This is a genomic window from Cerasicoccus maritimus, from assembly GCA_031296935.1.
Lineage (GTDB): Bacteria > Verrucomicrobiota > Verrucomicrobiia > Opitutales > Cerasicoccaceae > Cerasicoccus > Cerasicoccus maritimus.
In genome coordinates, this window is the sequence record JAVDPD010000008.1 from 85,372 (window position 1) to 107,516 (window position 22,145).

Annotated in this window: 18 protein-coding genes, 1 tRNA gene and 1 pseudogene; 13 read left to right on the forward strand and 7 right to left on the reverse strand. The window is 52.2% G+C overall.

Annotated features, from left to right (window positions below):
- Positions 1–95: 95 nt before the first annotated feature.
- The 5 genes from trxA (at position 96) to RBB62_RS07325 (ending at position 6,398) form a co-directional block, all read left to right on the forward strand.
- Complete coding sequence (gene trxA / locus RBB62_RS07305) at positions 96–422, forward strand: thioredoxin (protein WP_309398082.1); 327 nt, start codon at positions 96–98, stop codon at positions 420–422.
- A gap of 432 nt (positions 423–854) precedes the next feature.
- Entirely contained in the window at positions 855–3,194 is a 2,340-nt protein-coding gene (locus RBB62_RS07310) for a monovalent cation:proton antiporter family protein (protein ID WP_309398083.1), read from the forward strand.
- A gap of 53 nt (positions 3,195–3,247) precedes the next feature.
- Complete coding sequence (locus RBB62_RS07315) at positions 3,248–4,048, forward strand: LysM peptidoglycan-binding domain-containing protein (RefSeq protein WP_309398084.1); 801 nt, start codon at positions 3,248–3,250, stop codon at positions 4,046–4,048.
- Between the two features lies 1 nt (position 4,049).
- Entirely contained in the window at positions 4,050–5,207 is a 1,158-nt protein-coding gene (locus tag RBB62_RS07320) for a cysteine desulfurase family protein (RefSeq protein ID WP_309398085.1), read from the forward strand.
- Positions 5,208–5,372: 165 nt separating this feature from the next.
- The gene (locus RBB62_RS07325) at positions 5,373–6,398 is read left to right on the forward strand and encodes a calcium/sodium antiporter (RefSeq protein WP_309398086.1); all 1,026 of its coding nucleotides are present in this window, start codon (positions 5,373–5,375) and stop codon (positions 6,396–6,398) included.
- A 212-nt stretch (positions 6,399–6,610) separates the two neighbouring features.
- On the opposite strand, the gene RBB62_RS07330 is transcribed toward RBB62_RS07325, so the two are convergent.
- Positions 6,611–7,630: a glutamine synthetase beta-grasp domain-containing protein gene (locus tag RBB62_RS07330; RefSeq protein WP_309398087.1), complete on the reverse strand. Its 1,020-nt coding sequence runs from the start codon at positions 7,628–7,630 to the stop codon at positions 6,611–6,613.
- Between the two features lie 292 nt (positions 7,631–7,922).
- Here RBB62_RS07330 and RBB62_RS07335 point away from each other — a divergent pair, with 292 nt between their 5' ends.
- The 4 genes from RBB62_RS07335 (at position 7,923) to RBB62_RS07350 (ending at position 10,800) form a co-directional block, all read left to right on the forward strand.
- Positions 7,923–8,366: a BUD32 family EKC/KEOPS complex subunit gene (locus RBB62_RS07335; protein WP_309398088.1), complete on the forward strand. Its 444-nt coding sequence runs from the start codon at positions 7,923–7,925 to the stop codon at positions 8,364–8,366.
- On the forward strand, positions 8,367–9,203 hold the full coding sequence (locus tag RBB62_RS07340; RefSeq protein ID WP_309398089.1) for a PP2C family protein-serine/threonine phosphatase: 837 nt from the start codon (positions 8,367–8,369) through the stop codon (positions 9,201–9,203).
- Between the two features lie 94 nt (positions 9,204–9,297).
- Complete coding sequence (locus RBB62_RS07345) at positions 9,298–10,572, forward strand: valine--pyruvate transaminase (RefSeq protein ID WP_309398090.1); 1,275 nt, start codon at positions 9,298–9,300, stop codon at positions 10,570–10,572.
- A gap of 151 nt (positions 10,573–10,723) precedes the next feature.
- Positions 10,724–10,800, forward strand: a tRNA-Arg gene (locus RBB62_RS07350).
- 414 nt (positions 10,801–11,214) lie between these two features.
- On the opposite strand, the gene RBB62_RS07355 is transcribed toward RBB62_RS07350, so the two are convergent.
- The 3 genes and pseudogenes from RBB62_RS07355 to RBB62_RS07365 all read right to left on the reverse strand — a co-directional run bounded on the left by RBB62_RS07355 (position 11,215) and on the right by RBB62_RS07365 (position 13,328).
- On the reverse strand, positions 11,215–11,727 hold the full coding sequence (locus RBB62_RS07355) for an IS30 family transposase (RefSeq protein ID WP_309398153.1): 513 nt from the start codon (positions 11,725–11,727) through the stop codon (positions 11,215–11,217).
- Between the two features lie 439 nt (positions 11,728–12,166).
- A pseudogene (locus tag RBB62_RS07360) lies at positions 12,167–12,400 on the reverse strand (transposase); the annotation flags it as partial.
- A gap of 355 nt (positions 12,401–12,755) precedes the next feature.
- The gene (locus tag RBB62_RS07365; RefSeq protein WP_309398091.1) at positions 12,756–13,328 is read right to left on the reverse strand and encodes a transposase; all 573 of its coding nucleotides are present in this window, start codon (positions 13,326–13,328) and stop codon (positions 12,756–12,758) included.
- Positions 13,329–13,624: 296 nt separating this feature from the next.
- Here RBB62_RS07365 and RBB62_RS07370 point away from each other — a divergent pair, with 296 nt between their 5' ends.
- Both RBB62_RS07370 and sppA read left to right on the forward strand, forming a co-directional pair.
- Positions 13,625–15,406 (forward strand): ABC transporter ATP-binding protein, encoded by a 1,782-nt coding sequence (locus RBB62_RS07370; protein ID WP_309398092.1) that lies wholly within the window; start codon positions 13,625–13,627, stop codon positions 15,404–15,406.
- A gap of 48 nt (positions 15,407–15,454) precedes the next feature.
- Positions 15,455–17,281, forward strand: coding sequence for a signal peptide peptidase SppA (sppA, locus tag RBB62_RS07375; protein WP_309398093.1), 1,827 nt, complete (start codon positions 15,455–15,457; stop codon positions 17,279–17,281).
- Positions 17,282–17,331: 50 nt separating this feature from the next.
- On the opposite strand, the gene RBB62_RS07380 is transcribed toward sppA, so the two are convergent.
- Positions 17,332–18,753: a hypothetical protein gene (locus RBB62_RS07380; RefSeq protein ID WP_309398094.1), complete on the reverse strand. Its 1,422-nt coding sequence runs from the start codon at positions 18,751–18,753 to the stop codon at positions 17,332–17,334.
- A 182-nt stretch (positions 18,754–18,935) separates the two neighbouring features.
- Here RBB62_RS07380 and sufT point away from each other — a divergent pair, with 182 nt between their 5' ends.
- On the forward strand, positions 18,936–19,499 hold the full coding sequence (sufT, locus tag RBB62_RS07385; protein ID WP_309398095.1) for a putative Fe-S cluster assembly protein SufT: 564 nt from the start codon (positions 18,936–18,938) through the stop codon (positions 19,497–19,499).
- Between the two features lies 1 nt (position 19,500).
- A complete protein-coding gene (locus tag RBB62_RS07390) occupies positions 19,501–19,944 on the forward strand; it encodes a 23S rRNA (pseudouridine(1915)-N(3))-methyltransferase RlmH (RefSeq protein WP_309398096.1) in 444 nt (147 codons plus the stop codon).
- 9 nt (positions 19,945–19,953) lie between these two features.
- On the opposite strand, the gene RBB62_RS07395 is transcribed toward RBB62_RS07390, so the two are convergent.
- Both RBB62_RS07395 and RBB62_RS07400 read right to left on the reverse strand, forming a co-directional pair.
- Positions 19,954–20,664, reverse strand: coding sequence for an SOS response-associated peptidase (locus RBB62_RS07395; protein ID WP_309398097.1), 711 nt, complete (start codon positions 20,662–20,664; stop codon positions 19,954–19,956).
- A gap of 71 nt (positions 20,665–20,735) precedes the next feature.
- On the reverse strand, positions 20,736–22,052 hold the full coding sequence (locus tag RBB62_RS07400; protein WP_309398098.1) for an ABC1 kinase family protein: 1,317 nt from the start codon (positions 22,050–22,052) through the stop codon (positions 20,736–20,738).
- Positions 22,053–22,145: the final 93 nt, after the last annotated feature.

Below are 22,145 nucleotides of genomic sequence, written 5' to 3' on the forward strand. Positions count from 1 at the left end.
AAACGACTTGCGCCCAAGGAGGGTTTGCTCATTGCTTGAAATGTGCCGTCTAGCGTCGTCGCCCGGTGGCCGAACTTTTTAGCATCTTTAAGAAAATGAGCGCACTAACCTTAGTCACCAAAGATACCTACGCAGCCGAAGTCGAGCAGGAGTCCAAACTGGTCGTCGTCGATTTTTTCTCACCCTACTGCATGCCCTGCAAGCAGATGGAACCTGTGCTGGAGGAAATTGCTTCGGAGCGTGTGGACGACCTAAAAATCGTGAAAGTGGACGCCTCGGCAGAGCCGGATTTGGCCGCGAAGTTTGGCATCCGTGGCGCCCCGACTTTTGTCGCGCTGCGCAATGGCGAAAAGCTGGATATGCTCATCGGCGCCAAGCCAAAGGCTGCGATGTTGGAATGGATCGATTCCGCAGATCTATAAGAGCGTATTCGCGGATTTTAATGAGAAGCCCTGCCGTTAATGGTGGGGCTTTTTTAGTAGTCCAGATTAGGGGAGAGTAGATTTAGGTCGCCAGATTTTCTGATCTAAATAGATGTATGAGCGATTTGCACTATATAAGCTGGTCCAATGAATGTATTTTAAGAATTTTAGGTTTGTTGAGTTCTGGTGTGTAAATAATTTGTTACATGCATAGTTTCTCTCTTGCTAGTTGAGGATTAGGCCTTAAGGATACCGTTTGATTTAATTTATTTTCTCTAGATCATTCTAGGGATTATTGGGGAATATACGAGAAGCCGCTCTCCCTAGGGGTAGGGAGGGCGGCATTTTCGTGTCTGGTGAATAGGGATGGCGTGATTTTTGATTTCGCAGTTGCGCGGTAACTGGGTGTTGGCAAGTATTTGTCGCGTGAGCATGGAAAGTCACACTCCGGTGTTAATCAACGACTTGGCGATTGTGCTAATGTGCGCGGCCGGGGTTACTCTGCTGTTCAAACGCCTGAAATTACCGGTCTTTTTGGGCTATCTGCTCAGTGGTTTTTTGGTGGGGCCCAATTTATGGGAGCGTTCGCCGGTTCACGATCTGGAGACAATTCAGGCCCTAAGTGAGCTGGGGGTGGTGTTCTTGATGTTCTCGCTGGGACTGGAATTTGATCTCAGGCGTTTGCGACAGGTGCTGGGACCGGCGTTGTTGGCGATCATTTTGCAGACCTTGCTGATGCTATTTATTGGGTCGCAGGCGGCCCCGCTGATGGGCTGGGGCGTGGTGCAAGGCTTGTTCCTGGGTTCGATTTTGGCGATTAGCTCGTCGATGGTTACTGTGGCGATACTCAAGGAGCTGGGGCGCTGGCAAAAGCCGCATGCGCAGTTGGCGGTAGGGGTATTGATTTTGGAAGATATCCTCGCGATTGCACTCTTGGTGATTCTCTCTGGTGTGGCAGTGACAGGCGCTCTTAATTGGGCAGCGGTTGGCGGGGTGACCTTCCTGATCTGCCTGTTTGTAGTCTTTTTCTATTTTGTTGGCAAGCTGGCGGCGCCGCGTCTGCTAAATGCTTTGGAGCGCTACGACAGCGGGGAGTTGGTGACGATTTGCATCGTGGCACTGATGCTGGGCTTTTGTTTCCTGGCTGAGCTTTGGGGGCTGTCAGTAGCCTTGGGGGCATTTTTGGCGGGCTCTATTTTATCCCAAAGCAAACTCGCGGAAGAAATTGAGCATGCTACCGAACCGCTACGGAATGTCTTTTGTGCAGTGTTTTTCGTGTCGGCCGGCATGTTGATCAACCCGGAGACGATTTGGGAGAACGGCCTGGTGATCATCCTGCTGACGCTGGCCATGCAGCCAATGAAGGTCCTTTCGGTCTGGCTGGGTTTTTTCCTCAGCGGGCAGCGAACAGACACCAGTTTCCGCGCGGCTACGGTAAAATCGCAGATCGGCGAATTTTCATTTATCATCGCAGCCCTGGCTCAGCAACTAAAGGTCACGGATGACTCGCTGATGTCGATTGCGGTCGGCGTCTCAGTGCTTAGCACGGGCGGGAGCATTGTTTTGGCCAAGCAGTCAGACCCGATTCACGGCTGGCTGGCGCGGCGTTTGCCCAGTGGTGTTTCGACACTGGCGGAGTTTTACCGCAACTTGCTAGACCGTTTGGGGATGCAGGCAGAGCGCGCGATTGTGCTCAAGCTGATCAAGCGTCCGGTCCTGCAAATCCTGCTGAATTTCCTGCTGCTTAATGCCTTCATTCTGATCGCCTCGGTGGCTAATCGCCAACTGACCAGTAGCATGGGCGAAGAGGAGGCATCGGTGCTGCTCGGGCTGGCGGTGTGGCTGGCGGCTGGTGTTGTTAGCTTGCCTTTCCTCACCGCGATGATTCGCAACCTGAATGCAATCGTGATGATTCTGCTCGATACCATGCTGTCGACCGGTGCCACGCGGACATTCATTCAAGGGCGGGTGCGCAACATATTTAACGGTGTAATTGTGCTCGCAGTGACCTTGCTCATGGGCGGTATTTATTTGTCGGTGGCGGCGCAGTATTTGCCCTCGGGAGCGGCTCTGGGGGCCTTTCTTCTGCTGATTCTCGTGAGCGCGCTATTCTTTTGGAAGCGGATCATTAAGATCAACAGCCAACTGGAATACCTGTTCATGGAGAGCTTCAATCAGCGCGTCGTCAGTGAAGAGGTGGTGCGTCGTGAGAATACCTTGAAGGAGATTGAGAGACGCTACCCGTGGCCGGTGAAGGTTGAAGAAATTACCGTGCCGGTAGGCGGCAAAATGTGTGGCCTAACGCTACGGGAGACAAATCTACGGGCGACAACGGGCGCCACGGCCGTGGCTTTGGCGCGCGCCGGACAAGTGCTCTACGACATGGATCCCGATGAGATTATCTTCCCGGGCGACCACTGGTATGTCTTCGGCAGTGAGTCGCAAACGCAGTCTGCGCGTCGGCTCTTTACCCAGGCGGGTCAATCGCCTGTTGCCTACCAGGCTGCGCCAGCGCTTTGCATCGAGAAACTATACGTGTCGCGTGAGTCCAAGCTGGTCGACGAAACCTTGGCCAGTGCGGAGCTACGCCAAAAATACGGCGTGACGGTGCTCGGCATTCAGCGCGGCGAGAAGCGCATTACGAATCCGGCACCAGAAGAAATTATCCACGCACATGATGTTCTGTATGTGGTGGGCGAACCCACGGCGATAGAAGATCTGGAGCAACTCGAGAAGCAAACGCCAGACGGCGTAGTGACAGGCTTGGCGTGAGTCTGATAATTCTCCGCTTGCATGCGCTTGGGCGTTTCTGTCAGAAATGGCCTATGAGTCGAATCGGGTTAATCCTGACATTTCTAACGTTGTGTATTTTCTGGGCAGGCTGTGACGCCCAGAGTGGCAGCGTGGTCAATGAGACCGAGGAAAAGCATTATCAGCGCGGGCAGCGATTGCTGAGGGAGGGTCGTGAGGGCGAAGCTTTGAATGCGTTTCTCAAGGTAATTGATAAACGCCCGGATGCGCCGGAGTCCCATTTGGAGGCAGGAATTCTCTATCAGCAGCATATTGGCGATCCCGTTTCTTCGATCTATCATCTGCGCCGCTACATCGAGCTGCGTCCGGATTCCGATGAGGCAGAAAAGGCGCAGCAGTTGATTGAGACTGCAAAAAAAGACTTTGCCCGGTCTTTGCCCGGGCAGCCTTATGATTCGGCCATCGAGCGTCTTGACCTTCTGGAAATGCTGGAGGCAGTGCGTGAAGAAAATAAGCAACTTAAACGCGAGCTAGCCGCAGTGCGCCAAGGGCAGGTCGTTCAAAATGGGTTGTCTTCACCGGGTAGTTCATCTCAGGGGAGCTCCCGCGTTTCCTACCAGTCATCTTCTCGACCTTTGGAACGCAGTTCCTCGACTGCGACATCTACCAGCTATACTCCTCCGCAACAGGCCCACGCTGAGACGCCCAGCAACACGCGTAGTTACACCGTCGTATCGGGTGACACCTTGACGCGTATATCAGCCAAGGTTTATGGCGAGGCTGGTCGTTGGCAGGATATTTTTGAAGCCAATCGTGACCTTTTGCCCAATCCAAATGCGCTCAGAGTTGGGCAAACCTTGAAAATTCCCCAATAGCGTGAGCCTTTATTTCGATGCCAACGCCACAACGCCGCTCTTGCCGGAGGCGCGGGAGGCATGGTTGGCGGCAGTGGATGAGCATTGGCAAAACCCTTCCAGCCCGTCGCGCGCGTCCGCCCGGGTCCACGTACTACTTGAGCAGTCTCGCACGAAGATTGCGGATAGATTTGGGGTTTCTGCTGAGAGCGTGGTTTTTAATTCGGGTGCCACGGAAGGAAACCGGGATGTGTTAGCCTACATGCGCCGCATTGCCGCCCCGGGGCAGCAGCTTGCGCAGTCTGCCATAGAGCATCCCAGCGTCCGAGAAAATGCCCAGGAAATCTGGAGTGATGATGCGCTCGAATTACCGGTTGATGAGCAGGGACGTATTTCGCTGGAGTATCTGGATGAAACGTTGGCCTTAGGAAAATTTGCCTTGGTGTCACTGATGGCGGCCAATAACGAAACCGGAGTTGTTCAGCCTTGGCGTGAAGCGATCGATCTTTGCCATCGTCGCCGTGTCGCCATTCATGTAGATGCCACACAGTGGGTTGGTAAAGAGCCGTTGGCCGGGCTTGGGTCTGCAGATTTTGTTACGGTCAGCGGGCATAAATTTGGCGGGCCCAAGGGCGCGGGGTTTCTGATCGTGGCACCGGCTTTTTCGGGCTTTGCTGGCCAGCGGGGCGGGGCGCAGGAGCATGATCATCGTGCTGGCACGGAGAATTATCCCGCAGTCGCTGCGATGATGGTGGCATTAAAAGTTAGTGACGATTTACTCAGAGGGGATGCTATTCAAGCATGCTGTGGCAGAGATGCGTTTGAAGCCAAATTACTGGCAAATATCGAAGGCTTGCAAATTTGGGGGCAGGGAGCGCCGCGGCTGGCAAACACCTCAAGTCTCTGTCTTCCAGGCCATGAAAATTCGCGATGGGTGCGTTTGCTGGAGCAACGCGGCTTCGTGGTGTCCACGGGCTCTGCTTGCGCTACTGGTAAGGCTGGACCCTCACATGTTTTGGCTGCGATGGGTATTTCCCCCGAATGTGCGCTCCAAACTGTGCGTGTTTCATCACTGCGGCGAACGGTTGCAGCGGATTGGGATTTGCTAGCCAAGGCTTTTATTGATCTCTCTGAAAACGGTGGCAGTGCTACAGCTAACTCACAGGTTATCAGTATTTAAGGTGATTTTTTTGCCTGAATCGGGGGTTGTTTCTTCTGATCAAATTTTCTAAGTTGTTTCGAACCATAAATTCTGGAACCTACCGAACAGGCGCATTCCGCTTGCAATTCATTCAGTCGCTCAATTGATTTCCTGCTTTGCGGTTCAAGACTCGTCTCACACTCAGTGATTCCCTACGAAACATTTCATACGCTACTGCTTTCCTTCATCCTTCTGGTGGGGCTGGCGCTTTTGTGCTTGGGTGGGGACTGGCTGGCCAAAGGGGCGGCGAGTCTGGCTTTGATTTTAAAAATCAACCCCGTGATAGTCGGCCTGACAATAGTATCGATTTCTACCTCGATGCCGGAGATGATTACCGCATTTATTGCGGCTGCTGGCGGTAATAGCGGATTGGCAGTTGGCAACATAGTGGGGAGTAATCTGGGGAACGCTGGTTTGATTCTGGGCGTGGCTGCTTTGATTTATCCTATCTCGATTCAAAACCGATTGGTGAAACTTGAGGTACCGCTGCTGTTAATTGTAACGGTTATGTTCACGCTGATGAGTATGGGCGGATTCCTGGCTGCAGGTGAGATTGGCCGTGTGGAAGGACTACTCTTGCTTGCCGGGGTTGCGGGATATTTGTTTTTTATGGTCATGCAGGCCAAGCGCTCGGGGCCGATGGAAACCAGTGAAATTGGTGAGGAGTTGGCGGATGAACTCAAGGATCCCATTGAGTCTGTAGGAAAGTGTGTCATACTCATCTTGTTGGGCTCTATTTTCCTTGCCCTTGGCGCAGAATTTTTGGTGGGCAGCGCAGTTCAGATTGCTACGCGCCTCGGTGTGAGTGATGTGCTGATCGGCTTAACTTTGGTGGCAATCGGCACGAGTTTGCCGGAGCTGGCTGCATCGGTGGCGGCCGCCTTGCGCCGGCAGAGTGATATTATTGCGGGCAACATAGTGGGCTCGAATATTTTCAATATGCTGCTGATCGGTGGCTCAGTATCTACCTTTTTTCCACTTCAAGTGGAGCGCCGTCTCTTCGTTATCGAGTTTCCGTCAATGGTTCTGTTGACCCTGTTGCTCTGGTTTGCCTTCTACACTGAGCGTAAAGTCACACGGGTGGAAGGTGGATTCCTGGTGGTGCTCTATTTCGTAATTATTGGTCTGTCTGCCGCATCACAGATGGGCAAAATTCTGCCTGGTATTTAAGCGGCTTAAGCTGTCGGCTTAAAAGAGCATATTGATGCGCGGGCAATCGCTTCGGCATCATGCGACACCACACCTTGTTTTGCTCGAAGGGGGGGGGGATAATTGCACCGTAAGGATTTGGTTTCCATTGGGCCAGGATTTCCAACTAGCACTAAAAAACGGCGCTCCTGGGTGGGAGCGCCGTGTGAGTGTAGTAGTGGTAATTCTTAAAACTATTCGGTGGGAACTTCGGCGATCGTCTTGAGAACGCGCGAGCAGATCTGATAAGGGTCGCCTGCGGAGTTCGGGCGGCGGTCTTCCAAATAACCCTGATACTTGTCCTCCTTGACGAAGCTGTGCGGCACACGAATGGAAGCGCCACGGTCAGCAACACCCCAAGAGAACTTGTCGATGGACTGAGTTTCGTGGAGGCCGGTGAGGCGGAGGTGGTTGTCTGGACCGTAAGCAGCGATGTGCTCGTCCTTGTTCTTTTCGAAAGCGTCCATGAGCTTGAGGAAGTAATCCTTGCCACCGACTTCACGCAGATACTTCGTGGAGAAGTTGCAGTGCATGCCCGAACCATTCCAGTCACCCTGGAAGGGCTTGCAGTGGTATTGAACGGTGACGCAATACTTTTCGCAGAGGCGGTTCAGGAGGTAGCGAGCGACCCAGATGTCGTCAGCGCACTTCTTGGAGCCCTTGGCGAAAACCTGGAATTCCCACTGGCCCTTGGCCACTTCGGCGTTGATGCCTTCGTGGTTGATGCCGGCAGCGAGGCAGAGGTCGAGGTGCTTTTCAACAATTTCGCGGGCAATTTCGCCAACGTTTTCGTAGCCTACACCGGTATAATATTCACCTTGTGGCGCTGGGTAGCCATCAGTTGGCCAGCCAAGGGGACGACCATCTTCGTAAAGGAAATACTCCTGCTCAAGGCCGAACCAAGTGTCTTCGTCGTCCACGATGGTGGCGCGATAGTTCGAAGGGTGTGGGGTGCCGTCTGGGAGCATAACTTCACACATTACGATGAAGCTGTCTTCGCCGCGGGCTGCGTCAGGATAGAATGCTACCGGCTTGAGCACACAGTCGGAGCTGCTACCTTCAGCTTGTTGGGTGGAAGAACCATCAAAGCCCCATTCCGGAAGATCATCCAGAGACTTAGGCTCCTTCTCTTGAAGGCGGGTTTTACCACGGAGATTTGGCACGGGGGTGTAACCGTCGAGCCAGATGTACTCGAGCTTATACTTAGTAGGCATAATCAGTTTTTATGGTTAGATAGATATGCTTGGATGCCATTCCTAATGGATTGGCTCTCCTCACTATCGGGTTTCTAGATGAAAAGGCACGTCGTAAAGCACCTCATGTGCCAAATAGGTGATCTGGTCGATACACTGCATAATTTTACTTATAGTTGAGCGATTTTAACCACCACATTGCCTGTGAATGAATTTCGTTCATGTCTTATGGCTAGAAGTTGGATTGAAATCAAGTCTATCTCCGCAGCTTTCATTCTGGAATTTTTGGGATACTTCCAGTTAAGTTAAAATAATGCAGGGCAATAAAGATACCAAGCAGGCCAAAGTCCGGATTGGATATGATGGTCTGGTGCGCAAGAACTTCCTTGGACCAATGGCAAAGGAGCGTTTTGAAAATGAACTCCGCGTGCTTAAATATCTGGAGGAAAAGGGCTGCGACTTCGTTCCGCGCGTAATCGATTGCGATCCGGACACTTTATTCATGGTGACTACCAATTGTGGTAAAGTCGTCGAAAGCATCAGTGACAACAAGCTCAAGGTTATTTTCGATGAGCTGGAATCCTATGGCGTACGTCACGAGGATAACTTTGCCCGCAACGTAACCTACAGTGCGCAGCTGGGGCGCTTCTGTTTGATCGATTTCGAGTTCGCGACCATCCTCGAAACTGGGGAGGGCCTCACGGTGGAAGAGGTCACGGAATTCCGACTCGAACAACAAAGACGACAGGTTGATTAAATGGAAACCGTAATTTCCTACAATGAGCCAACCGGTCTGCGCTGGTGGGGAATGACTGACAAGGGGCGCTTTCGAAAAAACAACGAAGACGCCTTCCTGGGCTTGAAGCTTGATGGGCGAGAAGTTTTTCGTTTGGGCAAAATCGGAGAAGCTCGCTTTGAGGCCGGTGATTTTATTTTCGCTGTCAGCGATGGCATGGGAGGTGCCAATGCAGGTGAGTTTGCCAGTCGTATTGCGGTGGATAAAATTACTCAGCTGCTTCCTTCTGCTTTTCGACTGAAGGCAACCGGGTTTCGTCGAGGCGGTACGGACTTTCTAGCCGAAGTTATAGAACAAATTCACGCTGAAATGCGCTGGCAGGGCCGAGCCTATGAGGAAACCAGTGGCATGGGCGCTACGCTCAGTATGTGCTGGTTTACGCCAGAGAAGGCCTACTTCGGGCACGTGGGTGACAGCCGAATTTACCATTTACCGAAGGTCGGTGGCTATCAGCAGATCACTTACGACCACACTCCAGTCGGCGCTTTGGTGCGCGCCGGGAAACTAACCGAGTTGGAGGCGCGAATGCACCCGCAGAAGTCTCTTCTCCACATGGCGCTAGGAGGCCGTGTGGATAAGGTGGACCCACATCTTGGCCAAGTCCTTTACGAACCCGGAGACTGCTTCGTTTTCTGTTCCGATGGCATTTCTGATGGAATCAGTTCGCGCAAGATCGAGGACCTTGTGCGCACGCCATCGATAGTCGCCCAAAAATTCTTGCCCGCAGAGCGCTTGATCAAAGAGGCATGGGACATCTCCCGGGACAACATGACGGCCATTGTTGTGGAAGTGTTCTGATATCTTGTGAGTGGCCGAATAAATCCTTACACGACCCCATGTCTTCGGACTTGCTAGGCCTTCGGCAAATGCTCCATGTTGAGTTTTTGCAGTAATGGAAAAGTTCAAGCGACCTCAAACTAGGCTTCAGGCAAAACTGGCGCAAGGCAGCGGCATCGAGCGGCTGATGGATGACCTTGGTCGCTCTCTGGCCGAAGGCGCCGGGCATGTGCATATGTTGGGCGGCGGCAATCCTGCGCCCATTGCCGAAACGACCCATTGTTGGCGCCGGCTCATGCAGGAAATGCTTACAGACGCCCCGGAGCGCTTTGATCGGATGCTTGGCGTCTACGACCCGCAGAATGGAAACCAGCGCTTTATTCGCGCCATCGTTCAGTTGTTTAATGACGCTTATGATTGGGGCCTGACGGAGGACAATGTTGTTGTTACAAACGGAGGACAGACGGCCTATTTTTACCTGTTCAATTTATTGGCCGGAGAGGGTGATGCGGGGCTCCGACGCATACTGTTCCCGCTGATGCCTGAATATGTCGGCTACGCGGAGCAAGGCATGCATCCAGAAATGTTTGTTGCCGCTCAATCCGTGATCGAGGAGCTGCCGGACGGCATGTTCAAATACCATGTCGATTTCAATAATCTGCCCTGGGACGACTCCATCGCCGCCGTCTGCGTATCGCGTCCCACGAATCCTACGGGCAATGTGCTGACCGACAGTGAGATCCGCCGACTTCATGCGCTTTGCCAGGAGCGCGATGCCTACTTGATTATCGACAACGCTTACGGTGCGCCTTTTCCGGATATGATTTTCACTGATATCCAACCGTTCTGGGGAGAGGATACGATCTTAACCTATAGCCTTTCCAAGCTGGGGTTGCCGGGCACGAGAACGGGGATAGTCATTGGGCCGCCGGAGATCTGTAAAGCTATCAGCTCAATGAATGCCGTAGCCGGTTTGGCCAACGGTAATGTTGGTCAAGCTTTGACGCTCCCACTCTTTGAGTCGGGCGAGGTAGTCAGCTTGTCGCGAGACGTTATCCGCCCCTACTATCGAAATCGAAGCCAGCGTGCAGTGTCGATCGTGCGCGAGGCGATGGCTGGCTTGCCCTGCCGCATTCACTTATCAGAAGGGGCACTGTTCCTCTGGCTTTGGTTTCCGGGGCTTCCTGGTGGTGCTGACGCGCTTTACAGCGATCTCAAGGAAGCCGGTGTGCTCGTGGTCCCTGGGCATTTCTTCTTCCACGGTTTGTCAGAACCCTGGCCACATGCTGAAGAGTGCATTCGTATCAATTATGCTATGAACATTGATGCGCTTCCCGAAGCGTTGGAAATCATGGCCAATGTTGTGCGAAATCGCTTCGATCTCGGCTGATTCCCACACACTGTGGTTTGGTGTTTTGCCTGCATTCATGCGGGGTAGGGCGAGATGCTGTTTCACTTTGGAAAACTTTTTATAAAAAAACGAAAAAAGCACTTGCCAACATAGTGCCCGAGTGACTTTATTCTCGGCTTTCTCACCTCAAGCGGGGCTAGCTCAATTGGATAGAGCACCTGACTACGGATCAGGAGGTTAGGGGTTCGACTCCCTTGCCCCGTGCCACTCAGAAGTTGCTGATTGGTAATCGCTTAGGAATGTGATTGGAGGAGTGAAATTAGGAGACTGGTGGGTGTAGTGCCAGTTTTAGGGCCAGAAGGTTTGTGTAGACTTTTTCGCGAACACTTACCCGTTTTTGAGCTTTGAAAGCTTAGATAATGCAGTGGCTGTCGCTGCGAAATAAAATATTCCTATCCAAATGTTTTCCGTCTTCGTTATTATCCAGGCACCTCCCCCAAATAGGATTAAAAAACACAGACTCCCCAGAGTAAACCCACCGCAGATTCCAGCTTCTAAAGAATAATCGTTATATGGGTTTGGATAGGTCAAGCGGCGATTCGATGTTTTAGTTTGTGTGGTAACAGGAAGTGAAGGGGTTTGCGTGGGCGTTGGTTGAGTTCGGCTTCGATGTGGGCGAGGCTAACGCTCACGTCGCTCAATCACCGAGGGCCGTTTTTCAATGCCCACACGGTTTGGCAGCTTGCCGCGGCTTGCTTTATTCTTATGGCGATAGCGGCGTTTGCCGTTGATGCGCAACTGCCGATAAAGCTGTCCTCCACGCGCTCGGTCAGCCTGGATGAACGAATAGATACTCGTGCGCGAAGGGGCAGCTTGCCCCTCTCGGCGCAAGGCTCCGCTAATCTGCTCCGGGCTGTGCTTAAGGGCCAAGCGTTCGCGCACAACCACTTCCGTATCGCCCTCAATCACGCATGAGCGGGAACGCTTGCGCCACTGGCGATAAACGGCCTTCTCATGAGCCTGCTTCGGGCGATAAGCAGTAAGCCCTCGGTTGCGACGCAGCTCCTTACTGATCGTTGACTGAGAAAAACCTATGCAATAGGCGATCTCGTGCTGGCTGATTCCGGCTTTACGCATGCGATAGATTATGTGACGATCCTCTTCGCGGAGGCGACGGTGGGTCTTATTAGGTATCTTGGTTGTAGGAAACCGCCATGCTGAAGCCTATCGGAGCCATCCGCCACTTTTCAAAAACAACAGTGGCTGTACTTGACCGACAACCGCTGCTGTACTGTTGCAACAACCGCTGCTGTGTTGCCGCAGTACAGCAGCGGTTGTTTTGCTAACACAGCATAAGGGTTTTTCGAAAGAACCGAGTAGGCTTCTCGAAGGTACAGCAGTAGGCTTTTCCGAAGTACAGCAGTAGGCTTTTGCGAAACAACCGTATAGGCTTTTCAGAAAAGCCCGCCTAGCAGCCTGTCGGCTTTTACGTATTTCTTTAGACGTTATGTCTGTCGAGGAGTTGGTCGCTGCGTGGTCTATTGGTGATTTCTGATATGAGCCGGTCGTTTTTCGGAGGTACTGGAGTTTTGTGTCGGTGGTTTCGAGCGCCGCTGGGGCTTGTTGGTGGATTTTAGGCGTTTTGTGGTTGTTTGGTGAGATTGAAGAGGCGTTTGCAGTTGTAGGCCAGGCATACGAGGGTCCACTCGGCGCTGACTTTGTCGAGGGCACGAAGTGAAAACTGACGGAAGCCCATGGCTTGTTTGATGATGCCGAAGACTGGTTCGACGCTTTGTTGTCGCAGGGCGTAGATTTTGCGTCCGGCTTCGGTGCGGATTTTTTCGCGCATGTCAATAAGGGTGGGATTAGCGAGTTTTTGGGGTGCTTTGGCGAGGGCTTTTTCGGGTCGTAAATCGTAGCGGCGCTGGTTGTGAGCGCTTCGTTTTGAACGCTCACATACAGGTCGATGCCGCCTTGCTGGATGCGTTCGATGGCTTCGATCTGGACGAAGCCGCTGTCGGCAAGACCTTGCTTAGGGCTCCCCAGTTGGGCGGGGATGTTTTGGATGCCTGCTTCGAGCTCGCCGTTGTCGGCGCTGCATTGGCTGATGTGGGCGCTGACGACCAGTTGGCTGCCGTCGGCGTCAACGCTGGCCTGGGCGTTGTCGCTTTGCGTCACCGGGCTGCTTTTGCCTTTGCGCATCAGGCGCGAATCCGTATCGGTCAGGTTGGTTTGTTTGCCGGGGCCGCATCCATCTGTTCGCGCAGGGCCTGGCGACGAGCTATTTCCGACGGCAGACGCTCGTCCACTTCCGTGTTGTCGGCCTGCTCTGCCCGAGTGCAAAGCGCCTCGATGTCCGCGCTCAGGCGCGTTTCGAGCTGCTGGGCCCGTTCGTAGGTAACGTTGCGGTCCTTGCTCAGGTTGGTCCTCAGGTGCGTGCCATCGATGGCGACCGTGCCCAGCTTCAACTCGCGCACCAGCAGCAGCACCTCAAGAAAACACGCCGTGAAGGCTGCGTGGTTTTCACGACGAAAAGCGCAAATGGTGTCGTGGTTCGGGTGCGTGTCGCCCGTGAGGTAACGCACGCAAACGTCTCGGTAGGTCGCACGCTCGATTCGGCGGGAACCGAACAATCCGTGGCTGTAACTGTAAATCAGCAGCGCTAACAGCATCCGCGGCGGATACTGCGACTTGCCAGCTCGCGTGCGCTTTACCTTGAAAGCGCTCAAGTCAACGCGATCAACCGCCTCCAAGATGAAATGCACCGGGTCGTCCTCAGCAACCCAATCACGCATATCAACCGGTAACAAAAGAGGCGTGTCACGATCTACTATCACAAAATCCATCCGAGCAACAAATCAACTTCATTCGGACAGTGTGATCAAAGCCGACAGGCTGATAGCAATGCCAACCCTAACTTTGCCGGTAATATCACTCGAAAATCGTGCCCCCAAAAATGGCAATCTCGGAATTGTAAATTATTGTGCAGTCATTTCATGCGTCCGTGATTTTTAGACGCTCTCTTAGAGCGCCGAGGCGAAAAGCGCATCCTCGCTTGAACTTTGCTCAGAGCGCATCCAATCTATCGAGAATGAATGTCATCTGGCGTGTTTCAAAATACCTTTTTCGCTATCCTGCACTGTTTGGGCTGACCCTCGGATTGGCCGTGGCAATGACTGGTCTGCAGATCTGGATTCCCAAGCAGATACAGCAGATATTGAAGTCGGTGGAAACTGAAGGCACGCTGGACCAGCTATGGTTTGGCGTTGGCGTTATCGCGCTTTTGTACTTCGGCAGTGAACTTGCCAATGGACTACGCATCACGGTCAACAACATCCTGGAGCAGCGTGTGTTGAAAGATATGCGCATGCAAATCCACTCGAAGTTACTCAACTTGCCAGTTTCATTTTATGATCAGCGCAAGAGTGGAGAGATATCTTCACGAGTGATTGAGGACGTGAACAATGTCGAACGTGCGCTGCTGGACGGCACGGAAATTGGGACTCGTGCACTGGTCATGCTTGTGGGGGTCAGCATTTTTATTTTTCGGGAGAATAGTTTTCTGGCATGGTTTGTATTTATGCCGGTTCCGGTGTTGTTGGTCGCGGGTTATTTCTATGCGAAGAAGGGCCGTAAATACTGGAAGCCGGTGCGTGAGGCGTCCGGCGACCTGAATTCACTCTTGGTCGAGGATATTCAAGGCAACCGGCTTATTCAGACCTTCGGACTGCAATCACGCGAAACCAAGCGGTTTGATGAGCGATCTGAGACGTTACGCACACGCCTTTTGGCGGCGATGTTTCGCTGGGCGGCCTACAATCCGAGCACGAATTTTATTACGAACCTAGGTTCGGTGAGCGTGATCGGCGTTGGCGGGTACCTGATCCTTTCCGGAAATAGTGAATTCGGTTTTCCTCAAATGGTCGCGTTTCTGATGTGGGCGAATATGATCTACATGCCCATTGGCCAGCTCCACCAACTGAATCATTTGTTGGTTGCTGGCAAGGCCAGCGGTGAGCGCGTGTTTGAAATCTTGGATGCGCCGATCGAAGTGGAGAATCCTGAACAGCCTCAGCAATTCCCCAGCGGTTTGCTGGAAATAGATTTCCGCAACGTGACTTTTCAATATCCGGAGCGCCCGGCCGTGCTGAAGGACTTCAACCTGACTATCGAACTAGGCAAAGTCACCGCTTTGGTTGGTCATACTGGAGCCGGCAAAAGCACCATTGCCAACCTGGCTATGCGCGCATACGACGCAACCGATGGCAGTGTGACGATTAACGGGGTAGATATTAAGGACTTTTCCCTGGATAACCTGCACCAGCAAATTGGGCACGTAGCGCAGGATCCGTTTCTATTCGAAGGGACTGTCCGTGAGAACTTGTTGTTGGCCAAGGAAAACGCGACGGATGAGGAAATTGAATGTGCGCTGCGGGGTTCCTCTGCGTGGGATTTTGTCCAGAAGATGCCAGATCAAGTCGATACGAATATCGGCGAAAAGGGCATTCGACTGTCTCAGGGAGAGAAGCAGCGTTTGACCATTGCCCGGGTGCTACTGAAGAATCCCCCGATGGTCATTCTCGATGAGGCGACCGCCAGCGTGGACACCATCACTGAGCGCCAGATCCAGCATGCCCTTGAAAACCTGATGAGCGAGCGAACAGTATTGGTCATTGCGCACCGCCTGTCGACCATTCGTAAGGCTGACAAGATCGTGGTGCTGGAAAGTGGCGGCATCCTTGAGCAAGGCACGCACGACGAGCTACTGCTCAACGATGGTCGCTACGCCAACCTCTGGTTGCACCAGGTTGATGTCATTCAGGAATACGAGGACGAAGAGTTTGCCCGCACCAAAGCGGAAAGTGGCGCTTAGCTAGTTGCCAAAGGTGATTTTTATGTCATAGAAATTAGCATATTTCTTATGAAAGATTTTTTCAAAATCATCCTTGGTAATCTTGCTGCTCAGGCAATTGTCGTGTCACTTATGCTCGTTGGATGCGTGGTGTTCCTATTCATGCTGCTCATGAGTGGTTCGTCGAAGCCCATTGAAATTGCGGATCACACCGTGCTGGTCGTGGACCTCTGGGCCAATATCAGTGACGCGCCGGAAACTGAAACTATCAACAACGCAATCAATCAGGCAATGGAGGGCAGCTACACGCCCAACTATTACCTGTTGGAGTTAATTGATGCCATAGAGCAGGCAGCCGAAGATGAGCAAATCGAAGCAATATTCCTACACGGCAACTTGCTGCCAGTTGGTTATGGTTCGGGACTCGCCGTTTTAACGGAAGTACGAGAAGCGTTGTTAGAATTTAAGCAAAGCGGTAAGAAAATCTATGCCTATGTAGTCGACCCAACAATGAAAGACTACTACCTTATGTCGGTTGCAGACGAGGTTTATATGAATCCTTTTGGTCTGATCAGTCTCAACGGATTATCTTCCGAAGGGGTGTATCTCGGGGATGCGCTTAAAAAATATGGAATCGGCGTTCAAGCGACCAAGGTTGGCAAATATAAGTCGGCCGTAGAAATGTTTACTGGCAATAAAATGAGCCAGGCGGATCGTGAGCAATTGTCTGAGCTCTTAGATGATTTATGGCAGACAATCCTGACGGATATTTCAACCGCTCGTGGCGTCAGCAAGTCGCAGATTCTGCAAGAATCGGATGATCAGGGCTTCTTCATCGCTGAGCGCGCCAAGGAAATTGGTTTGGTTGATCGAGTCGGCTATTTCGACGAAGTGATTACTGCTCTCAAGGAATCTTATGCCGTGGATGAAGATTTCGGGACGTTCCGGCAAGTCGCGATGAATGACTACATTAGCCGACATGGTTTTCGTGCTGAAGGAGCGCCACTCTGGGTGAACAGTCCACAGATTGCAGTGGTTTACGCAGAGGGCGAAATCGTTGATGGGGAGGGGTATACAGATCAAGTCGGTGGCGACCGTCTCTCCCGCTGGATTCGCGAATTGCGCCATGATGAAAATGTTGCGGCCATCGTGCTGCGGGTTAATAGCCCGGGTGGAAGTGCCGTAGCTTCCGAACTTATTCAGCGTGAAGTTCGTGAAGCCAATAAGGTAAAGCCGGTTGTGATTTCGATGGGCTCTATGGCTGCTAGTGGTGGATATTGGATTTCTGCCTATTCCTCCCAGATATTTGCCGAACCAGCTACCATCACTGGTTCCATTGGAGTCTTTGGCTTAGTCCCTAATTTTAAGGAACTCGCGAATGAACATGGCGTCACTTTTGACGGCGTTAAGACTAGCACTTATGCTGATCTTTTCACACTTTCCCGCCCTAAGACTCCAGAGGAAATGGCGTTGATTCAGACGTTCACTGATCAGCTCTACGACGAGTTTATTCGGAAGGTTTCCGAAGGCCGGGGCTTGCCCCTTGAAAAGGTTGCTGAGATTGCTCAAGGCCGAGTATGGAGTGGGCAGGATGCGCTAGGTATTGGCCTAGTCGACCAAATCGGTGGCCTAAATGACGCCATTAACTATGCTGCTGCTTCAGCAGGTGTTGGCGACGATTGGGCAATTACACAAGTGCCTGAGGCTCGGAACCTAGCTGAAGCATTTGCTGAACTCATAGCGGATACACCAGGGGTGCCTCCAGTGGTAAAGGCTCCCAATGATTTGCTTCACACGACGATCAGGAAGCTGAATAAAGAGTTGGCTTCGCTTCGAGCATTGAATGATCCGCGCAACGTCTATGCGCGTATACCATTCTCCCTTGAAATTCAGTGAATCATAAAAAACCCCGCAGCGTGGCGGGGTTGGTGGTGAAAATTCTGAGCTTACTTTTTCGCTTGGGGCGGAATGGTTTCGCCGGCAGATTGAATGGTTAGGGTGCCAATATCAATGACGGCTGTCTGGTCGCCGGTTTTCGCCTGTGCACGGATGCTGTAAACACCCTCACCGTCCTCTACTGGAGAGATCGGAGAAACACGCCACTCTGCGTTGGCTATATCACCAACGACCAAGCCTTCATTCGTCATGGGTAGCGCCAAAGTCAGGAATTCAATATCATCGACCTTAATGCCCTGATTGCGCATCAGCGCATTGTTTAAAAGAATGGCCGTTCGCTGATCAAAGCCATCAATCTGGCCGACATAGTTTACATCGAAAGCATAGTTGGACTTTGTCTTGCCGAGGCGTCCTAAAAAGTTCGTTTGGTCTTCTAATACAAGGCTTAAACCGATTGCCTCGCGAGACGAAGAGGGCTTAGCAGTACCGGCATTTTCTTCTGGCGCAGGGGTGCTGCCCTCCGTAGTGGTTTCCGGTAATTCAGCAGGCGTATGTTCAACTGTGGTCAGCAATTCTGCGTGGTCGATGCCAAGTGTGTCAGGCGTATTATTGACGACGGGAAAACGCAGAACCGTTTGCTCGATGAGGTCGCCAGTTTTCAGGTCGTAGGCGTTGAGTGCATAAAGGCCGTGTTTGATCTCTGCGTCGAACAGCACTTCGGCGATGAGAAGGGCTGGTTTAAAACGCTTCACCGTATCCTCTCGCGATTCGAAATCAACCTGTGGCCGCCCGTTTTGAATGCCCAGTGTGAATTCATTGATGTCATCAACATAGCTGTAGCGGTTGCCATCAAGATTGCCGATAATGCCGGATAGCTGCTCGCTGAGCTGCTCAGCTTTAGTGTATTTTCCGTCACGGAAAACGTAAATACCGCTCAGATAAATCTTGCTGTAGTTTTCGTTCCACAGCTTGTAGAGTAACGCTTCTGTCGGCTTATTGATCGCGTCGTCCAAGGACATCGCCTCGATGTCCATAACGATGGTTTGCGTATCAAATTTCGCTTGGTAGGCGGTATAGGCTTCATAGGCCTGCTGCCGGAGCTTGTTTTGCTCTTTGATGAAAGCTTCTTGCTGTTTGCGACCTTCGGCAGCTTTTTCTTTGCCGCGCTTGCGGTCAGAGTCCGTTTGCGATTTAGGCACAAACTGGCTATATTCTTTAGCCTCAAGCCATTCTCCCGACTCAACATCAGCTTTGGCCTGGGCAAGACCGCGTTCGACACGTCGCCATTCCCGGAGCAGGTCTGGGCTCATGAAACGGAGCAGGGTTTCGTCCGGGACATCAACGGTGATTACTTTTGTCGTCTCTTTTTTGGGGGCTGCTTGAATGGCAGGGGAGATGCACAAAGAAATAGAAAAAACCGCACATGCAGCCGCAGTCGACAGCTTGTGCCATACAGGTATGGATTTGGGCATAACGAGATGAGAATATTTCAATAGAGAAAAAACTATCATATAGCTTTGGTCAGTAAGGCGACAAGTCCTTTTAGACACATATCACTACAGTAATTTATTTTAAACAACTGGTAAATAAGTGAGTCGTGAAATGCGGGTGCGCGAGGTTTGACATTTAGCCTTCAACGAGCGAATCTTGGGCAATGATCAACGAAACTTTATACTTGGTTCGCGACTGCCCAGCTACGCTAATTCCGGCCGGAGACGCCGTGACACTAGCCAAGGGAAGCCCAGTAAATGTCAACCAGGCCTTGGGCGGGTCCGTCACCATTACCGCACCTAACGGAATGTTCAGAATTGCGCGCGAAAACTTCAGCGCATTGGGCGAAGAGGCAGAGCAATGGCTTGCTAACGAGCTTGGCGGAGAAACCGCCGATGAGGAACTCGATGGCCCCTTTAGCGAAGATCATGTATGGGCAGTGCTGCGCAACTGTTTTGACCCGGAAATCCCCGTCAATATCGTGGACTTGGGCCTCATCTACGACCTCAAGATCGAAGACTCCGATGCAGGCAAGCAAACTGTCTCCGTTCAGATGACACTCACCGCGCAAGGATGCGGTATGGGCCCAGTAATTGCTGCGGACGCCAAAGAGAAAATCGAAAGCTTGCCAGATGTGGAATTTGCCGAGGTAAATATCGTTTGGGATCCGCCCTGGAACCCCAAAATGATTTCTGAAGCTGGCAAAATGAAGCTCGGCCTTAAGTGAAATGTTCCGCCTGACTCTGTTGGCGGTGGGTAAACTAAAAAACACCCACTTGCGTGCACTTTGTGATGATTTTGCCACGCGTTTGCGCCGACAGGGTAAGGTGGAGATTATCGAGCTGAAAGACGCTGATCCCGACGCGGAGGGAGAACGATTCCTTACCGCGTTAGATTCCCGGCGCGAGGCTACGGTCTGGGTTTTATCGGAGGAAGGAAAGACCATGAGTTCCTCGGACCTGGCAGGCCACATCCAACGTCAACTGGGCGCGGAACTGGTTTTTATCATTGGTGGCCCCTATGGGTTGTCAGATGCAATCAAGCGTCGAGCAGACCATTTGTTTTCGCTGTCTCCAATGACTTTTACCCACGAGATGGCTCGCTATCTCCTGTTGGAGCAACTCTACCGCGGCGCATCGATCAATAGCGGCTCCAAATACCACCACGAGTAGCCCAGAAACCTAAAAGCCAAATCCCATTTGGGCTGGCGGCTCGGGGGGAGGCTCGGTGCTCATTATGCACTCCGGCAAATCGTTGCGGACATTACTCACGAGCGGTGTGACCGGTTCGCGGACAAAGAAATCCTCGGGTGCCGGTTTAAGTAAATCCTCGAGCTGAGCAGCACGTTGAATTTTCGGATCCAGCCAGCGGTCGTAGTCTTGGGGTGAAATGATGACGGGCATCCTGCCATGTATGGGCTTCATGAAATCATTAGCGGTTGTCGTGAGTATCGTCGCGGACTCGATTTCCGAGCCATCTGGCGAGCCCCAGTGGTCAAACAGTCCTGCGAAACAGAATGGCTCATGGTCTGGTCGCTTAAAATAGTAAGGCTGTTTTTGCCCAGCACGACCCTTCCATTCAAAAAAGCCGTCAGCAGGGATGAGGCAACGATGATGACGCATTGGACCACGAAAGGCTGGCTTGATGGCGGCCGTCTCGGAGCGGGCATTGAGTAGCTTAGTGGCAATCGAAGGATCCTTCGCCCAAAAAGGCACCAGGCCCCAGCTGAAAATCGCCCATTCGCGCTCGCCACTGTTGTCGTTGGCCCGTACGGCGGCAATAGGCTGAGTCGGCGCAATGTTATAACGCGCCTTTAGCCCTGCCAACTGCTGCATATTCAGGGCCTTGTGTAATCTTGCCTGGACTTGGGTAAGCGTGTAGCGACAGCACATCTTTAAAAACCTTCGATATGTTGGGCAAAGCTGTCGTTTTGATGCTCAGTCGCAAGCATGGAAAAGCGTTCCTAGCTCACTGCCTTCAACTCACCTGGGATCTCCGCGTGGATCTGGGACTTTAGCTGGGCCAGCAGATTGTAGAGCCCGTAGTATGCGCGATTTAGGTAGATTGCGTGGCGGCTGCCTCGGGCGGTGTTGAGACGCTTGATATCGGGGTCTTTCTGGGTGCGCTCGCTGAAGTCGTAAATTTCCTTAACATAACGTTCGTCTCCAAAATCGAAATCGCCCTGCTGAAAGGGACGCGAGAGCAGCTCGATGGACTCACGATAGAGCCCGCGCAAGAGGACACGCTCCTCGGCGTTATCGCTGTCCTGAACAAGCCCTAGATCATAGAGCATTTGTTCGAAATGCGCGTTGTCGAGGACGCGATTCATGTCGAGCAATTGAAAATACTCTCTGTAGAAATCGTCTTCGAGTTCTTTCACACAGCCAAAATCCAGCACGTAAAGTTGTTCGTCGGGGCAAATCAGGAAGTTGCCAGGATGGGGGTCGGCGTGAAATTCGCGCAGTTCATGCACTTGAAAATGGTAGAAATCCCACATCGCCTGGCCAATGCGGTTGCGCGTTTCCTGGCTGGGGTTTTGTTCGATAAATTTATCCAGCGGCAAACCATCTATCCACTCCATAGTGAGTATACGCTTGCTGGAAAAATCCGGGTAGTATTGGGGAAATCTAACTTCGGGCAAATGTGCGGACTTCGCGGTGAGCTCCTGTGAGCGCTTCAGTTCCAGTTCGTAGTCCGTCTCTTCCAACAGCCTCTCTTCGACCTCCTCGAAATAGTAATCAATCTCCTTGGCCGTTAGCCCGATCATTTTCATCGCTATAGGTTTCACCAGGCGAAGGTCGGATTTCAGGCTCTGCGAAACGCCGGGGTATTGGATCTTCACCGCAAAAGTCTCGTTATCGAGAGTGGCTTTGTGCACTTGCCCAATGGATGCAGCGTTAACGGCTGACTTGGTAAACGTGTCAAATATCTCGTTGGGGCCTTGCCCAAACTCTTGCTTGAAAGTACGGACCACGAGCGGGTAGGAGAGCGGCGGCGCTGAATATTGTGCCTGCGCAAACTGCTCCTGATACGCGGCAGGCAGGATATTCTGGTCGATGCTCAGCATTTGCGCAACTTTGAGCGGTCCGCCTTTGAGCTTGCTGAAGGCCGAGTAGGTTTCCTCTGCATTCTCCTCGTGCAACTTCGCGCGGTCATCCTGCCCGGTGGCAATTTTCTTTCCATAGTACTTTGCGTAATTGCCGCCGATTTTTGCGCCGGTTTTTACGAGAGATGCGGCACGCGTCAGTTTGTGCTTAGGGATGGAGCGTTGTTCCTTCATGCGTGAATCAACGAAAGCGTATCGCGGCGATTTCGCAAGCTGCTCAGAACGAATGCAACTCGTCCTACAATAATAAACCTTTCACCATTCCCT

Coding starts and splice junctions, on each gene's coding strand:
- RBB62_RS07365 (WP_309398091.1), bottom strand. CDS start 13,328: ATGCGTGATTGGGTTGCTGAGGACGACCCGGTGCATTTCATCTTGGAG.
- RBB62_RS07340 (WP_309398089.1), top strand. CDS start 8,367: ATGGAAACCGTAATTTCCTACAATGAGCCAACCGGTCTGCGCTGGTGG.
- RBB62_RS07335 (WP_309398088.1), top strand. CDS start 7,923: ATGCAGGGCAATAAAGATACCAAGCAGGCCAAAGTCCGGATTGGATAT.
- RBB62_RS07380 (WP_309398094.1), bottom strand. CDS start 18,753: ATGCCCAAATCCATACCTGTATGGCACAAGCTGTCGACTGCGGCTGCA.
- RBB62_RS07400 (WP_309398098.1), bottom strand. CDS start 22,052: ATGAAGGAACAACGCTCCATCCCTAAGCACAAACTGACGCGTGCCGCA.
- sppA (WP_309398093.1), top strand. CDS start 15,455: ATGAAAGATTTTTTCAAAATCATCCTTGGTAATCTTGCTGCTCAGGCA.
- trxA (WP_309398082.1), top strand. CDS start 96: ATGAGCGCACTAACCTTAGTCACCAAAGATACCTACGCAGCCGAAGTC.
- RBB62_RS07390 (WP_309398096.1), top strand. CDS start 19,501: ATGTTCCGCCTGACTCTGTTGGCGGTGGGTAAACTAAAAAACACCCAC.
- RBB62_RS07315 (WP_309398084.1), top strand. CDS start 3,248: ATGAGTCGAATCGGGTTAATCCTGACATTTCTAACGTTGTGTATTTTC.
- RBB62_RS07345 (WP_309398090.1), top strand. CDS start 9,298: ATGGAAAAGTTCAAGCGACCTCAAACTAGGCTTCAGGCAAAACTGGCG.
- sufT (WP_309398095.1), top strand. CDS start 18,936: ATGATCAACGAAACTTTATACTTGGTTCGCGACTGCCCAGCTACGCTA.
- RBB62_RS07370 (WP_309398092.1), top strand. CDS start 13,625: ATGAATGTCATCTGGCGTGTTTCAAAATACCTTTTTCGCTATCCTGCA.
- RBB62_RS07310 (WP_309398083.1), top strand. CDS start 855: ATGGAAAGTCACACTCCGGTGTTAATCAACGACTTGGCGATTGTGCTA.
- RBB62_RS07395 (WP_309398097.1), bottom strand. CDS start 20,664: ATGTGCTGTCGCTACACGCTTACCCAAGTCCAGGCAAGATTACACAAG.
- RBB62_RS07330 (WP_309398087.1), bottom strand. CDS start 7,630: ATGCCTACTAAGTATAAGCTCGAGTACATCTGGCTCGACGGTTACACC.